The 14,462-nt window shown below is 68.4% G+C and carries 14 protein-coding genes; 7 read left to right on the plus strand and 7 right to left on the minus strand.

All coding sequences use genetic code 11. The features are described 5' to 3' along the window. Positions 1-9: 9 nt before the first annotated feature. On the minus strand, positions 10-282 hold the full coding sequence (locus AMK34_RS18600) for an acyl carrier protein (RefSeq protein WP_158073290.1): 273 nt from the start codon (positions 280-282) through the stop codon (positions 10-12). A gap of 119 nt (positions 283-401) precedes the next feature. On the opposite strand from AMK34_RS18600, the gene AMK34_RS18605 reads away from it, so the two are divergent. From AMK34_RS18605 to AMK34_RS18615, 3 genes are all read left to right on the plus strand, one after another. Beyond that, positions 402-1,265 carry a nucleoside triphosphate pyrophosphohydrolase family protein gene (locus AMK34_RS18605; RefSeq protein ID WP_073846111.1) on the plus strand — a complete coding sequence of 288 codons (864 nt, stop codon included), beginning with the start codon at positions 402-404 and terminating at the stop codon, positions 1,263-1,265. A 151-nt stretch (positions 1,266-1,416) separates the two neighbouring features. After that, positions 1,417-2,433: an HNH endonuclease gene (locus AMK34_RS18610; protein WP_143202473.1), complete on the plus strand. Its 1,017-nt coding sequence runs from the start codon at positions 1,417-1,419 to the stop codon at positions 2,431-2,433. 662 nt (positions 2,434-3,095) lie between these two features. Then, on the plus strand, positions 3,096-3,893 hold the full coding sequence (locus AMK34_RS18615; protein ID WP_073846113.1) for a hypothetical protein: 798 nt from the start codon (positions 3,096-3,098) through the stop codon (positions 3,891-3,893). Between the two features lie 43 nt (positions 3,894-3,936). On the opposite strand, the gene AMK34_RS18620 is transcribed toward AMK34_RS18615, so the two are convergent. Continuing rightward, on the minus strand, positions 3,937-4,482 hold the full coding sequence (locus AMK34_RS18620; protein ID WP_241832794.1) for a response regulator transcription factor: 546 nt from the start codon (positions 4,480-4,482) through the stop codon (positions 3,937-3,939). Positions 4,483-4,877: 395 nt separating this feature from the next. Between AMK34_RS18620 and AMK34_RS18625 the strand changes: the two genes are divergently transcribed. Both AMK34_RS18625 and AMK34_RS18630 read left to right on the plus strand, forming a co-directional pair. Then, complete coding sequence (locus AMK34_RS18625; RefSeq protein ID WP_073846114.1) at positions 4,878-5,915, plus strand: hypothetical protein; 1,038 nt, start codon at positions 4,878-4,880, stop codon at positions 5,913-5,915. Between the two features lie 240 nt (positions 5,916-6,155). After that, on the plus strand, positions 6,156-8,738 hold the full coding sequence (locus AMK34_RS18630) for a hypothetical protein (protein WP_143202474.1): 2,583 nt from the start codon (positions 6,156-6,158) through the stop codon (positions 8,736-8,738). Positions 8,739-8,821: 83 nt separating this feature from the next. Here AMK34_RS18630 and AMK34_RS42695 read toward each other — a convergent pair whose 3' ends face one another. After that, the gene (locus AMK34_RS42695) at positions 8,822-9,373 is read right to left on the minus strand and encodes a hypothetical protein (RefSeq protein ID WP_143202475.1); all 552 of its coding nucleotides are present in this window, start codon (positions 9,371-9,373) and stop codon (positions 8,822-8,824) included. On the opposite strand from AMK34_RS42695, the gene AMK34_RS18635 reads away from it, so the two are divergent. Next, on the plus strand, positions 9,330-10,349 hold the full coding sequence (locus AMK34_RS18635) for a hypothetical protein (RefSeq protein WP_143202476.1): 1,020 nt from the start codon (positions 9,330-9,332) through the stop codon (positions 10,347-10,349). The genes AMK34_RS42695 and AMK34_RS18635 overlap by 44 nt on opposite strands. Before the next feature lie 226 nt (positions 10,350-10,575). On the opposite strand, the gene AMK34_RS43190 is transcribed toward AMK34_RS18635, so the two are convergent. After that, positions 10,576-10,815 (minus strand): hypothetical protein, encoded by a 240-nt coding sequence (locus AMK34_RS43190; RefSeq protein WP_073846117.1) that lies wholly within the window; start codon positions 10,813-10,815, stop codon positions 10,576-10,578. A 74-nt stretch (positions 10,816-10,889) separates the two neighbouring features. On the opposite strand from AMK34_RS43190, the gene AMK34_RS18645 reads away from it, so the two are divergent. Continuing rightward, the gene (locus AMK34_RS18645; protein WP_241832795.1) at positions 10,890-11,264 is read left to right on the plus strand and encodes a class F sortase; all 375 of its coding nucleotides are present in this window, start codon (positions 10,890-10,892) and stop codon (positions 11,262-11,264) included. Positions 11,265-11,280: 16 nt separating this feature from the next. Here AMK34_RS18645 and AMK34_RS18650 read toward each other — a convergent pair whose 3' ends face one another. The 3 genes from AMK34_RS18650 to AMK34_RS18660 form a co-directional block, all read right to left on the minus strand. Continuing rightward, a complete protein-coding gene (locus tag AMK34_RS18650; RefSeq protein WP_073846119.1) occupies positions 11,281-12,264 on the minus strand; it encodes a variant leucine-rich repeat-containing protein in 984 nt (327 codons plus the stop codon). Between the two features lie 87 nt (positions 12,265-12,351). After that, complete coding sequence (locus AMK34_RS18655; protein WP_038520360.1) at positions 12,352-13,080, minus strand: dienelactone hydrolase family protein; 729 nt, start codon at positions 13,078-13,080, stop codon at positions 12,352-12,354. Positions 13,081-13,248: 168 nt separating this feature from the next. Beyond that, positions 13,249-14,457 carry an amidohydrolase family protein gene (locus AMK34_RS18660; RefSeq protein ID WP_073846120.1) on the minus strand — a complete coding sequence of 403 codons (1,209 nt, stop codon included), beginning with the start codon at positions 14,455-14,457 and terminating at the stop codon, positions 13,249-13,251. Between the last annotated feature and the right edge of the window lie 5 nt (positions 14,458-14,462).

The following is a 14,462-nucleotide window of genomic DNA, read 5'->3' on the forward strand; positions in this document are numbered from 1 at the left end:
TCGCTCTCCTCAGGCCGTGGTGTCGCCGGTCGCCAGCGTCACGATCAGTTCCGCGAAGGTGGACACCGACCTCAAGGCGCGCGCGGCCACCATCGTGTCGGGCACGCGGACCCCATAGCGCTTCTCGAGCTCGACCACGAACTGCACGAGCACCAGTGAGCTGTAGGGCATCTCCGCGCCTTCGGCGAGTAACTCCTCACGCAACGTCTCCGGGTCGGAGCCAGTCTCCTGCGCCAGGAGCTCCAGGATCACATCTTCGACTTCGGCCTGTGTCGGTATCACGCGCACCCCCTGCAATCGCTGCCATCTCCGTCTTGTCATCCGACAAGTACTGTCGTATTCTCGCACATTGTCGATATGTCCGACAAGTGCTGTCGGGCAAGCGGACAAGGAGGAGTTCGGTGCAACTGTCGGACTATCAGCGGGCCGCCGTTCGGACTGACCAGCGGCCCGGTGCAGACCTCGAAGCGATCACCATCGGTCTGCTCGGCCTCGCCGGTGAAGCAGGGTCGGTCGCCACCGAGTACAAGAAGCAGCGCCGCGACGGCGCGGCCTATCGTGCGTCCAAGATCCGAATGCGCGAGGAGCTCGGCGACGTCCTCTGGTACGTGGCCGACCTGTGTGAGAAGTTCGGCCTCGACCTGGATGACGTCGCTGTCGCCAACCTCGACAAAGTCAAGGACCGATGGCGGCCCTCGCTCCACGTCGAACTCTTCGACCGGGCATTTCCCGAGCATGAGCAGTTGCCTCGTCGAGCGCGGATCGAGTTCCAGCTGCAAGAGCTGGACGACGGCCGAACTGCCAGCGCGATGGTCTGGAATGGTGCCCCGCTCGGCGACCCCCTCACCGACGCCGCCCGGGTCGAGGACGGGTACCGGTTTCACGACGCCTTCCACCTCGCTTATGCCGCTGTACTCGGCTGGTCACCGGTGATGCGCGCCTTGATGCGCCGCAAGCGCAAGTCCGATCCGGCCACGGACGAAGCCGAAGATGGCGGCCGGGCGGTTGTCGTCGAAGAGGGTATTTCGGCACTGGTGTTCGCCTATGCCTCCGCACACGACTACCTCGATGGAATCGAACACATCGACCAGCCGATGCTCGAGACTATCCGCACCCTTGTCGGCGGCCTCGAAGTCAGTGTCCTGCGCTCGGCAGACTGGGAACGAGCGATTCTCACCGGCTTCGAAGTATGGCGGACTCTCAACCGGACACACGGAGGCACAGTGGAACTGGATGCTGACGCCCGTACCCTCCGCGTGGTTTGACCTCAGCCCATCTGAGGGCTTCCGACGTGAGCGCACAGCGGACCTGGCGAGCCGGTCGCGACGCTTCGTGGTGCCTCGCGGGCCCAATGTGCTGCAGGGCGAACCGTTACACGAGCGGCCAAATCACGACCCGACCTTCTACGATTCCGACGTGCGCTACAGGGAACCCGTGATTAAGGAACTGTTTGGCAGTGCGAGCTGGTGCGCATTCCCGGGGTGCTGGGAGAGGCTCATCGCCGAGGACCGTGGTGTGTCCATAGTCAATGTCGACATCGCCCATATTCGGTCGAAGTCACCTCGAGGTCCGCGCTATGACGAGAAATACCCGGGGGAATCGATCGACGAGGCGCGCAACCTGCTACTACTTTGCATGAAGCACCACCGCCTCGCCGACGCCTCGGACTCGACCTACACTGTCGCAGAGCTGGAGAGTTGGAAGCGTGATCAGGTCGCTGGCTGGATCGGCGGTGCACTGCCCGACGGTCGCGCCGAGGAGATCTTCCGGTTCTTTGAGAGGTTCGCCGACCATGTCGCGGACGATTTGGATTTCGACCGTTGGCAACCTGACACCGACGAGAGCAAGACCTCTTCTTCAGAAGGTGGCACTGCGGGATTCGCCCTTGTGGCCGATGACCCAGTATCGGTATCGGCGGCCTGGTCGGTAGCGCAGCTCCTTGACGGCTTCGCGCCGGACGCCGTCGTCTGCCCCCAAAGCGCGGAAGCGTTCGGGGCGGCTGTCGCGGCGTTTCTGCTCGATGGTATGTCTGGCTTTACACGGCAGGTCGGCAAGTTGGAGCACTGCTGCCGGACAGACCCGTTCGAGGCAATGCTGACTTCCGTCGTGTTCGGTGTCACGGCGGCGCGGTTGTGGGAGACGGTGGCTGGCCAGCCTGTCGGCCTGCTGTGCGATGTTTGGGTCGCCGCAGGCCTGACGATCCCGTACGTCGCGGACATCGTGATAGCAGCCTTTTACGGGAGGACCGATCACGACCCATTGCCCGGTCACCCAAGCGACCAGCGGAAGGTGGCGATGAACCTCGGCAAGGTTACCGCTATGACTCTTCAGCTGACCGCCGACAGGCAGAACAATCCGATGGTCTCGGTCGTCCAAGATCTCCTGATCGGCGTCCAACGATTGCCGCTACCGTCCTCGCGGAGTGCGAATTGATCACCTGTGAGCAGTCCGAAGCCGTAGCCAGGAGACGTCCGCCCGGCTCTGGAACCTGCATGCGGACACGCTGGCCCGAAGTGGTAGCAAACCGCATCCGGCGAGTGGACTCCCGGGCTGTCTGTCGCGGCCAGTGACGGCAGTGATCCATCGGCCTAGGTTCCTTCATGCGGCGCTCACCTTGGTCCGCAATGGATGGTCTAACCCTGCGTCTCCGATGGGGCTCCGTTGTCGAAGTAGTGTCCGACACCGGGCGACACTCCGCGACACTGAAAAGTGGTGAGGATGTCGGCTGACCTGGATCTATTGGCAGCGGGTGGCATTTAGTGACACTCGCCGACATTGTTTCCCGCAATCTTTTAGTCCGTAGGTTCTGAGTTTGAGCCCAGGCGGCCCACTTACTCGACATCCTCGCCAACCATGACGCCGGCGGACAACGCGCCGTCGGCGGAGGTGAGGAGCACGATGAGTCGGCGGCGCCGTGGGCCAGTGTCCGGATGCAGCTCCGGGGGGACCTCGTGAGCAGCACCGAGCCGGCGAGGTAGCCAGCCGGCAAGCGGCAGTTTTGGCGAGAAGGGGTCACAACAGCGCCGCATTCTGTGACACTTTCACGGGCTGTGTCCCGTTGTGACAGCGCGAGAAGGGAATCTGCTGTGTCCGGAATGCTCAACAGACGCAAGGCGCTCGCTCTCGGTGGAGGTGCCGCGCTCGGCGCCATGGTCGCCGGTGCCGGTACGGCTTCCGCCGCGACGGGATGGATCCGGCTGCCGATCGTCACCGCCAACATCGGCCGCGACAACCTCGGGGCGCGCGAGGCCGCGATCGACGCCGTCCGCAACTGTGACTCCCTGGTGCGGCCCCTGGTCGGCTGGCAGGAGATCAACGAGGGCGACACCGGCGAGCCCGCGATGATCGACCACTACTTCGGGCCCCTGTACAACAACGCGTTCCTGCGGCACAACACGTCGTTCCGGATCCCGATCTCGATCCCGCAGCCGTGGGAGGTGGCGAGCGCGAAGACCACGTATGTGCACGGCGGCATCACCGGGGTGACCCCGCCGCGCTGGATCAACGAGGTCGTGGTGCGTCACCAGAGCCACCCGACGCTCCAGTTCGCGCTGATCAACTCGCACTACATCGCGAACGCGTACAACGGCGACCAGCGCGCCGACCTGCGCGACGAGTGGAACGAGCACAAGAGGATCCACGCCAGTCGTGTGCTCGCGCACCACAACGTCGGGCGCCTGGTCTTCTGGACCGCGGACACCAACAACCCGAACTACTACAAGGCCACCGGCCTGGACGCGGAGCGCCGGTGCTTCGGCACCGGGATCGACCGCATCAACTGGCTGGCGGGCAACGGCGTCGTCCAGGAACAGTTCATCGACACCAAGACCGTGGACATGCGCGTGGACGGGCATGACGCCCGGGTCGCCGTCTTCCAGGTCCGTCTGGCCTGACGGCACGCACGGGCCGGGCGCCACCCCGCCCGGTCCGTGCGGGTCAGGAAAGGAAACCGGCGCGGAAGCCGATGGCGACCGCTTCGGCGCGATCGTGGACGCCCAGCTTGCGGAAGATTCGTTTGCAGTGGGTCTTGACGCTGTCTTCGGAGAGCGCGAGATCGGCGCCGATCTGGATGTTCCGTTTCCCCTGTGCCATACCCCAGAGGATCTGGAGTTCACGTTCGGACAGGCGGAGGCGTTCGGCGTCGGGTGGCGCGGTGGCCGGTTCGGGGTACAGGCCGTCGTACTTCCGGAGGAATCCGCCGATACCGGGCACCAGCGCCCCGGCGGCCGTGCCGAACGACCCGAACATGATCACCGCGGCGTCGGGGGCGACCGACAGTAGCGCCTTCGCGGCGGCGGGACCGGTCGGCTCGTCCGGCCGGACCGCGACGAGCACCACGTCGGCGGGCGCGCGCGTGTAGCCGCGGACGAGTTCCTCGGTGGTCGCGGCGCATTCGACGCGCCCGATCCCCGGCGCGCCCCGCAGGGACCGTGCGATCCCGTGGCGCGTACTCGGCCGGTCGGCGTAGACCACTATCGCCACCGCGACCGTCCTTTCCGGGGATCGATCGCGATCGCGTTCGTTTCGGGGATCGAACACGGCCTCCATGTCCGTGGAACGCCGGTTCGCACATTCTCTTACGCGGGATGATCAAAAATTTCCGGCACCCGATGTCGAGTTATCGAACTGTGACCCTCGACCCTGGGCCGGGATTTCGACAAGCAGTTGACCGCCACTATTTCGATTCACCCGATCGTGGTCATAAGGTCGAATTTTCCGCGTTACGGCTCCGACGGAGAGTGGTTCATTCGCGGCGGGGGAGACTGTAAGGAGTGGCGGCCGCGGGTCCCGTAAGTGGCAGTTCCCTATTGCCTGACGGGTCCTTACTGTCTGCTGTTGGGGCAAACCTTCGAGTAAGCCGGAAATGGTGGAGTGCGATGGTGTGGCTGCGAACGACCGACGGTGGAATGGGCACGGCGCCCGTTTCACGCGGTCTTCGCGAGCCCGCCTCGCGGCGGGCGAGTTGCTTCGCCGTGGTCTGCCGCGCGGTTCTGCTCGGTGCGTTCATCCTCGCCGGTTTCGCCGTGATGAACGCCTTCGAGACCGCTGTCGCCGCCGATTCCGGATGCGATCCAGGTGACCCCGCCACGGCGCCGCCGGGTTGCGAACTCGCGACCGTCGCCGTCCAGGAGACGGAGCCAGTCGCACGGATCGCGACCTCGCCGATCACGACGAAGGCGATCTCCCTCGTGAACACGACCGCCGGGCGGACCACGGCCTTGGTCGGCTCGGCCGCGCCGGCGCTGGCTCCGGCGATCGAGCAGGTCAGCGCGATGACGACCGCGCTCACCCAGGCCGTCGACACCGCGGTGAGCGAGACCGTCACCACGGTGAACCGCACGCTCGACAACCCGATCACGACCAAGCTCACCGGCACGGTGTCCGCGCTCGCGCCGGTCGTTTCCAGCACCGGCCTGCAGCCCCGGATCAGCGTGCCGGGCGTCGTCACGATCACGGCGACGGAGGGCTCGCAGCCGGAGCCGTCCCACCTGCGGCCCGTCCTGGAAACGCACCGCGAGCCGGTTTCGGCGGCGCCGCAGACCTCGACGGCGGTGGACCTGCCGGTGGTTTCCGCCCCGGCGGCTCCGCTCGACGGCGACTGCGCGTTCTGCGTGAACGGGCCGCACGAAGCATCCTCGTTCCAGCCCTCGACCGCGACGGCGGCGCCTGCCGACATCGGCTCGCAGCGCCCGGTCGACCGCCTTCCCCTTGGTTTCCCGGCAGCGCCCATCGGCGCCGTCGGGCCCGGCGCCGGCACCTCGTCGGCGGGCTCCAACGGTGGCCACGCGCAAGGCGCGATCGTGCTGCCCGGAAGGTCCGCCCACGACCAGCGAATCGCCTGCTGGAGTGTCGGCCCGGATCACATCGCTCCGCTGCGCAAGCGCGCGCAGCAACCTCCAGTGTCGCCTGACTGACGTGTCGGCCACGAAGTGAATTCCTTGATCGGTAGCGACAGCAGGACCGCCGAGGTGCAACTCGACGGCAGGCTCGCGAACTCATGGGCTGAAATCGCCAGTCTGTAGCTCCCGCTGCCACTACCTCCATCAAACGGTTCGGTGTCCAGGGCTGTCGGTGAACAAACCCCTTTTCTCAGCAGACACGTCAACCGCCATGCCGATTTTATCGGCAGGCGCTCATGAACTGGAGCGTTGAAAATGAAAATCACACGTCGGACTCGGCGCCATCGCGCCGATGTCCCCGGCGGACGGGCCCCAATCGGCCTTTCCCCGGCAAATCCGTTCTCCCGCCGATCGAACCGCGTACTGCGCGGGGCGGCGATATCGCTCACCGCGACTTTCGCGATCGTCGGACTGGTCACGAACACCGCCGCTGCTTCCTTGCCGGGCCTCGACGGCCTCGGCCTTTCCGGAACGGACACCACCTCACTGCTCACGAGCTCTCAGCCCGGCTCGTCGGTGAGTGCTTCCGGAACGAGCGGCACCTCCAGCCCGGTCCCCACGGGGGACCTCCCGACAGCGCAGATCCCGACCGTCGGCAAGTTCCTCAGCGGCGACGTGCTCAGCGGTGGCGTCTTCACCGGCGGCCTGTTCGGCGGCGAGACGAAGCAGACGTCCGTCGACCCGAACCAGTCCGGCGGCCACTCGACCGGCGACACCACCCATGAGGGCGGCGGCGACGCGTGCGACTTCTTCCTGCAGCACATGTGGAAGAACGAGGACGGGATCCCGCTGCTGGGCAGCAACTCGCACGCCCTGACCTACCACACGGACCCGGCGTACAAGAACCTGATCCTGTCCATGGCCAGCGGTGCGATCGGCAACTCGCATATGCCGGTCATCGACGCGTACGGCGGACCGCTGGGCTGGATCCCGATCTTCAATCCCTCGCATGTGCGGGGCCACGGCACCGACTACCTCACGATGGCGACGGGATGCGGCGGCATGGGGCTGCCCATCGACACCAAGACCATGGCCGTCGACATGTCCCGGCTGCCGACGCCGGAGAAGGTGGTCAACTTCGTCCAGAAGGGGATGCCGAGCGTTCCCGACCCGGCGAGGGTCCTGGCACCGGACTACCTCTACAACACCCTCCAGGTCGCCGAGATCATGAACCGGCTCGGCCCCGACACGGTGTTCACCCCGGACGAGTACTTGTCCTTCGCGGGCAACAACTTCGACGCCATGCGCCTGCTGTGGCAGACCGCGTTCGAAAAGGTGAGCAGCGGCGACCCGGCCGCGGTCCTGGACGTCCTGAAGGTCACCGACAACATCAAGACGTTCGAGTCGCTCGGCATGCCGGGCCTGCCCGGCTCGGGTGGTGACACGGCGACCGGGAGCTTGCCGCTCGTCGGTCCCGCCTTGGGCGGCGTTCTCGGCGGTTCGCCCACCAAGCCGGGCACCCCGGGGTCGTCTCCGCTGCGACCGGGCGTTCCGGCCATCGGCGGCACGCCGATCTCGGGCGAGGGTCCGACCATCCCGGCCGGTTCGCCGGTCTCGGGTTCGGTCACCTTCACGAACACCGGCACCGAGACGCTCACCAACCTGAGCGGTTCGTTCCCCGGCGGCACCGTCACCCCGTCCGCGACCTCGGTCGCGCCGGGCGGCACCGTCACCTACACGTTCACGGCCCCGGCGAAGCCGGGTTCGCAGAGCGCGAAGCTGACGATCACCGGCACCAAGCCGAACGGCTCGACCGTCGGCTCGGAGATGACGATCCGTTACGTGGGCAAGCCTGCTCCTGGTACGCCCGGTACCCCGGCTCCTGGTACGCCGGGACAGCCTGGCACGCCGCTCCCGGGTCTGCCTGGCCTGCCTGGTCTGCCGAGCCTGCCGGGTCTGCCCGGCGCCGGGCAGCCGGGTGTCGGCGGGATTCTCTCGCCGGTGACCGGTCTGCTGGGCAACGTGGTTCCGGGCTCGACCCCGAAACCGCAGCCGGTCCCGCAGCCGACGCCGAAGCCGACTCCGGTTCCGGTTCCGGTTCCGACGCCGCAGCCGGTTCCGGTCCCGCAGCCGCACCCGACGCCGCAGCCGTCGGCGAGCATCTCCATCGGTACCCCGCTGGTGAACGGGAAGGCCGCGGGCAGCGCCCCCGGTCCGAACGTTCCGTCGGGCAGCCCGGTCACCATCACGATCCCGGTGACCAACAACGGGACCGTCCCGGTGTCCGGGCTGGGTGGCACCACCTCGCTCGGCAAGCTGAACTGCGGCTCGGCCCAGCTGGCGCCGGGCAGCACGGCCCGCTGCACGGTCACCACGACCGCGCGGCCGGGCTCGAACACCGCGCAGTTCAACTTCACCGTGTCGGGTCCGAACGGCACGCAGCAGAGCAAGGCCTGCCGGATCTTCTACACCGGTACGCAAGCGGGTGCGGGCAAGCTGTCGATCACCGGCAAGCCTTCGGTCAACGGCGCCGTGGTCGGCTCGAACTCGACCGCGACCGTGCCCGCCGGCAGCACGTCCACCGTCAAGGTGCAGATGACCAACACCGGCACCGCGCCGATCGCCAACCTGCGAGGCACCTCGCAGAACGGCCGGGTCACCTGCAACGGGACGACGCTCGCGCCGGGTGCCAGCACTCAGTGCACGATCACGTTCACCGCGAGTCCCGGTGCCAAAGCGGTGAAGGCGACCTTCACCGGTAAGGACGCTTCCGGCAACACCTCGACCGTCGGTTTCTCGCAGAGCTACACCACCACCGGTGTGTGCACCTGCGACCCGGCCATGTCGACCGGGGGCCACCAGCCGCAATCGTCCGCCACCGGCACCGGAACCCACTGACAGACCGGACACCGCCGAGAGCACTGATCAACTCAGCAGAACTTGGAAAGGTTTCCCATGCGTACCTGGGTAAAACGGTCCCTTCAGGCCGGGTTGCTCGCAGGTGGCTTGATGCTCCTCGGCGTGGGTGTGGCCCACGCCGAGGAGGGCACCGATCCTCCTGAACCCGGTAACCAAGTGACCGAGACGACCGCGGGCACCAGCCCGCTGAACACCGTGACATCGCTGGTGTCGGGGCTCGTGCAGCCGCGGCAGGCGGCGACGACCGGCACGACCTCGGCATCCTCTACCTCGGCGACAACGACCGGCACCGCCTCGACCGCGTCGTCGGACAGCGGAGCCGCCAGTGACGTCACGACGTTGCCGGCGGTCGAGCCGCTGCCGACGCCGGTAGCGGCGACATCGACCGACGCCGCGGGCGAAAGCACGGCCGGCGCCGACACCACCGCCACGACCACGTCGACGCCGGCGGACACCGGGTGTTCGTGCGATCTGACCATGGGCACGCCCACGGTCAACGGCATGGACGCCGGATCGTCGGACAACGCCGTACCGGTCAACGCCGGCCAGCCGGCGACGGTGAGCGTGCCGGTGACGAACACCGGCACCGGCACGGTCAGCAACGTCAGCGGCACCACCGCCGACGGTGCGATGACTTGTTACGACAGCACGCTGACCGCCAGTGAAAGCACCGTGTGCACCGGGCCGTTCACACCGACCGCGGACACCACCGCGGCACCGGTCACGGTCACCGGCACGACGGCGAACGGTGAGCAGGCCGGCACCACCGGCACCGCCTACCTCGCGCCGGCCGTCAGCCCGGCACCCGCACCGGGTACCGGCAGCGACACCGGGTGTTCGTGCGATCTGACCATGGGCACGCCCACGGTCAACGGCACGGACGCCGGATCACCGGACAACGCGGTACCGGTCACCGCCGGGCAGCCGGCGACGGTGAGCGTGCCGGTGACGAACTCCGGCACCGGCACGGTCAGCAACGTCGAGAGCACCACTCCCAATGGTGCCTTGACCTGCGGTGACAGCACTCTGGCCGCCAAGGAAAGCACCGTGTGCACGGGAACGTTCACGCCGTCCGCGGACACCACCGCGGCACCGGTCACGGTCACCGGCACGACGGCGAACGGTGAGCAGGCCGGCGCCACCGGCACCGCTTACCTCGCCCCCGCCGGTCCGGCACCGGTACCCGTTCCGGCACCGGCTCCGATGCCGGTACCGGGCACCGGCGACCCGCACGGTGACCCCGGAACCCACCCGGGTTCGCCGTCCGGCGGCGGAACCGGCGGCACGACCGGTCACCAGACCGGTGGCTCCGGGCACGGCACCGTCGGTGCCGGTCAGGGAGTGGTCATGGTGGGGAGCGGTCTCGTTTCCCACGCGGCCGGAGCGCACAGCGGTTCGGCGGAAGCGTCCCTCCACGGCGCCTCCGGCGAGCACGTCGACGCCGGATACCCGGTGCCCGCCGGTGCTGTCGAGGCCGGTGGCGGCGGGACCGCTGACGATCAGTGGCCCGTCGGCGGCGGACTGGCGTTCCTGGTGATCGCCCTGCTCATGGTGACGGCGGCAGCCGCGCGCCGTCGTCACTTCCGATAGGGGGAACGGTGTGGTGTGGCCTTGCCCCGGCCACACCACACCATCCCTCCTCGTTCGACGACTGGAGAGGCATGGCTGTCGAAACCATCCGGACCCGGCTGCTCCTGCTCGCCCTCGTCGGCCTGGCGTGGATGCTGGCGGCCGTCACGTTCTTGCCGGGCAACACCGGTTTCGCCGTGGTGAGCGCGTCTTTCGTGATCATCGTCGGCGTCGGCTGGGAGACACTTCAGCAGGCCGGTCGGCAGCTGCGCCGAGGCAAGGACCGGCCGAGTCCCGGGTTCGGCGCGATCACCTCGGCCTTGGCCGCCGCGGCGGCAATGGGGCTGGTGATCAGCCTGACCACGAACCCGATGCCGGCTCCGCCCGCGCCTGCCATGGCGGCCCCACGACCGTCCTCACCGCCGGTGATGCCGGCCAGGACGGTCGTCGATCCCGCGGTCCGCGTGAACCCGGTCGCGGTGCACATCCCCAAACTCGGCGCCGACTCGTCGCTGATCGAGCTCGGCCTCGACGCGAACCCGGCGTATGCGGACCCCGCCGGTGACCACGCCGATGCAGGCGGGCTGGTACGAGCCGGGACCGGCGCCCGGACAGACCGGGCCCGCGGTGATCGTCGGTCACGTCGACGGCGCGTCCCAGCCCGGCATCTTCTACCGGCTGCACGAACTCGCGCCGGGAGATCGCGTCACCGTCGAACGCGCGGACGGTTCCGTCGTCACCTTCGTGGTGCGCCGGACCATCCACGCCCCCAAAGATCGCTTTCCCACCAAGGAGGTCTACGGCCGCACCGCCGGCCCGGAACTGCGGCTGATCACCTGCGGCGGTTCCTTCGACCGAGCCGCGCGCTCGTATCGCGACAACGTCATCGTTTTCGCTCAGCTCGACGGAGACGACGGACACGACCGGCATGGGTGAGCACAGAAGCCCGTCGTCACCCGTTATGGCGGTAAGTAGCGATCAGCCGTTCCATCACTTCGACGGGGAGTGACGGGTTGGCGGCCGCGCATCCGGCCAGGCTCGGGTCCTCCACGAGTCCGATCAAGACGTCGGCCGGCAGGTTCGGGTGCGCCGCGGCCCACCGTCGTGCGACATCGTCCCCGAGACAGAGCAGCAACGTTTCCCCGCGCGTGTTCGGGTGTTCGGCGACCGCGCGGTAGATCCGGCGTGCGGTGGCGTTGTGTGCCATGTGATGCAGCAGGTCCGGGTCGCAGTGGGGGTTCGTCGCGAGCCTGCGGAACAGGCTCGGCCCGTGCCGCTCGGCGAGTGCCCACAGCCGGTCCGCCGACAGCGCGGGGTGCGGCGCGATTCCTTTGACGACACGGATGTCGTCGTCCGTCACGAGTCGTTCGAAGACGTCCGCGGGCAGTGCGACGCGCTCGGCGACCAGCATGCGGACCCGTGCGGACGGTGCTGCCGCGAGAAGACGCAGTTCCTCGTCCGTCGCCGCCGTGACGCGAGGCAACAGGCTCGGCCCGATCCGGATCGAGTCGGCCAAGCGGGTGAGCACGTCCAGCGGGACGGACGGGTTGTGCGCCACGCTTCGCCGAACGTCCGCGTCCTCGTCGTTCGCCAGTCCGCGCAGGATCGGCTCCGACACCACGGCGGGATTGGCGGCGAGGTCCGCGCGGACACCCGGGATGGGATCGGCGGCCAGCCGCGCGTGGACCTCACCGGGCAGGTCCGGACGACCGGCGAGGGTCCACCGGACCAGCGCGCTGTCGTGGTCCAGCAACGCGAGCACCTCGTCCGAGGGTGTGGTCGGATCGGCTGCCCGCGCGACGTCCGGATCGACGTCGTGCCACGTTGTGTCAGGTGCCGTCGCCACGGGTGGAGCGGGCAGGAGTGCGCGCAGAGGGCCGGGCAAAGCCGGGTTCGTCATCAGACCGCACAGGATCTCTCGCGTTCGTTCGTCCACTCCGCACTCCGGTCGGATCGTCGCGGTTCCGCTCAAGATACGGCCTGAAGCCGGGGCCGCGGCCGGTACCGCCCGCGGCCCCGGACGTCACTTCAGGTGCCGGGCGAGGAACCGGCCCGCGGCTTCCCCGGCGAACGACGGGACGCCCGTGTGCCCGCCCATGTTGGCGTTCAACGTCTTCTCCTGGGAGCCGAAGGCGTCGAACAGATCCAGCGCCTGCTGCCGGTCGTTCCCTTCGTCGTCCCACTGGAGCAGGACGTGCAGCGGAATGGTGACCTGCCGCGCCTCTTCGAGGATGCTGCGCGGCACATAACTCCCGGCGAACAGGACGGCGGCTTCGACGCGCGGCTCGACCAACGCCAGCCGCGTGCCGATGGCGATCACCCCGCCCGAGAACCCGACCGGGCCGCCGATTTCAGGCAGTGCGAGGAGCGCGTCGAGGGTGGCCCGCCATTCGGGGACGGCCGTTTCGACCAGCGGTAGGACGAGCCGGTCGACGATGTCGTCGGTGACCGGCTCGCCGGCCTTCAGCACGCGCTGAAGATCGGCGCGGGCCTCGTCGACGACGGTGAAACGCGGCCGGTCACCGGCTCCGGGGAGCTCGATGGTGGCCGTCGCGTAGCCATCCGCCGCGCAAGCGAGGGCCCGGGCCACGAGCCGCGGGTGCATCCTGCCCAGTCCGCCGGGGTGGCCCATCAGGATCAGCGGGACCGGCTCCGTGGACTCCGGGGTCCACAGGACGCCGGGGATCTCGCCGAGGGTGAATCCGCGCTCGAGGACACCGTCTTCGAGGCGTTTTTCGGAAGTGAAGTGCATGGTCGTGCCTTTCGGGAGTGCTCGTGAAACGGCGCTCCCGGACGACCTATCGCCCGACCGTGACCCCTGAGGGGAGCACCCATGTCGAAATGTCCACGGGTACCACCTCCTCGTTCGCTCGCACGGCCTCCGGCAAGTTAGCAGCGGCCGCGATCGGGCGCCAACGGTTTAACCCACCACCGAAAGCCCGTCCGCCACGACGACGCCGTCGTGCAGCACCGTGCGGTCCTTGCCCCGGTCCATCACCGCGCTCGTCGGGGTCTCGCCGTCCACCAGCACGAGGTCGGCGCGGTCGCCGACGGCCACCCCCGGCCGGTCGGCGATGCCCGCCGGCCGCGGGACGTCGTGGCTCATGATCGACGCGCCACCCATCGTGGCGACGGCCAGCGCCATCTCGATCAGATCGTCGCGGCGGAAGCCGTTCGTGAAGGCGAGTTGCCAGGTGCGGTCGAGCAGGTCGCAGTTGCCGTACGGGCTCCAGTAGTCCCGCTGGCCGTCTTCGCCGAGGCCGACGCGCACGCCCGCGGTCGTGAGTTCCGCGAGCGACAGCTGGCCGTCGGTCGACGGCGCGACGGTCGCCATCGCGATGTCCAGTTCCGCGAACGTGTCGATCAGCCGGCGGCTCACCGATTCCGAGATCGAGCCCAGTTCGTACGCGTGCGACAGGGTGACCTTGCCGCGCATGTCCAGCGCGCGGACCCGTTCGATCACCAGATCGGTGGAGAACACGCCCAGATGGCCGGGTTCGTGCAGGTGGATGTCGACCTCGACGCCGTACTTCTCGGCGAGCCCGAACACGACGTCGAGATGCCCCTTGGGGTCTTTGTCCAGCGAGCACGGGTCGATCCCGCCGACGACCGTGGCGCCCGAGCGCAGCGAGGCCTCCAGGACGTCGACGGTGCCGGGTTCGCGCAGGATCCCGGCCTGGGGGAACGCCATGATCTCGACGTCCGCGTGCTTGGCGAAGCGCTCCTTCGCGGCGAGGACGGCGTCGAGCTTCTCGAGCCGGCAATCGACGTCCACCTGCGCGTAGGTGCGCACGCGGGTGGTGCCGTTGGCGATCATCCGCTCCAGCGTCCCGGCGACGCGCTCGGGCAGCGGGACCTCGGCGTTTCGCCAGTTCTCGCGGTCGTTCAGCATCATCGCCCATACGCCGGGCGCGCCGGTGTGCGGCCGGAACGGCAGGCCGACCCGCGTCGAGTCCAGGTGGACGTGCACGTCGCTGAACGACGGGAACAGCAGCCGCCCGCGACCGTCGACGGTGTCCGGCGCCGTCTTGGCGGCGGGATCGTGCGGCCGTACCGCGGTGATCCGGCCATCGGCCACTTCGACGTCGCTGCGCTGTCCACCCCAGGGGCGGACGTCACGGATCAACAAGGGAG

The sequence above is a fragment of the Amycolatopsis sp. CB00013 genome (assembly GCF_001905755.1).
Classification (GTDB): domain Bacteria; phylum Actinomycetota; class Actinomycetes; order Mycobacteriales; family Pseudonocardiaceae; genus Amycolatopsis; species Amycolatopsis japonica.

What these genes read in the sequence shown, in the direction of transcription:
- AMK34_RS43190 (WP_073846117.1), bottom strand. Translation starts at nt 10,815, where the DNA reads ATGTGCACCGCGACCGGGTTCACGCGGACCGCGGGATCGACGACCGTC.
- AMK34_RS18630 (WP_143202474.1), top strand. Translation starts at nt 6,156, where the DNA reads ATGAAAATCACACGTCGGACTCGGCGCCATCGCGCCGATGTCCCCGGC.
- AMK34_RS18625 (WP_073846114.1), top strand. Translation starts at nt 4,878, where the DNA reads ATGGTGTGGCTGCGAACGACCGACGGTGGAATGGGCACGGCGCCCGTT.
- AMK34_RS18615 (WP_073846113.1), top strand. Translation starts at nt 3,096, where the DNA reads ATGCTCAACAGACGCAAGGCGCTCGCTCTCGGTGGAGGTGCCGCGCTC.
- AMK34_RS18655 (WP_038520360.1), bottom strand. Translation starts at nt 13,080, where the DNA reads ATGCACTTCACTTCCGAAAAACGCCTCGAAGACGGTGTCCTCGAGCGC.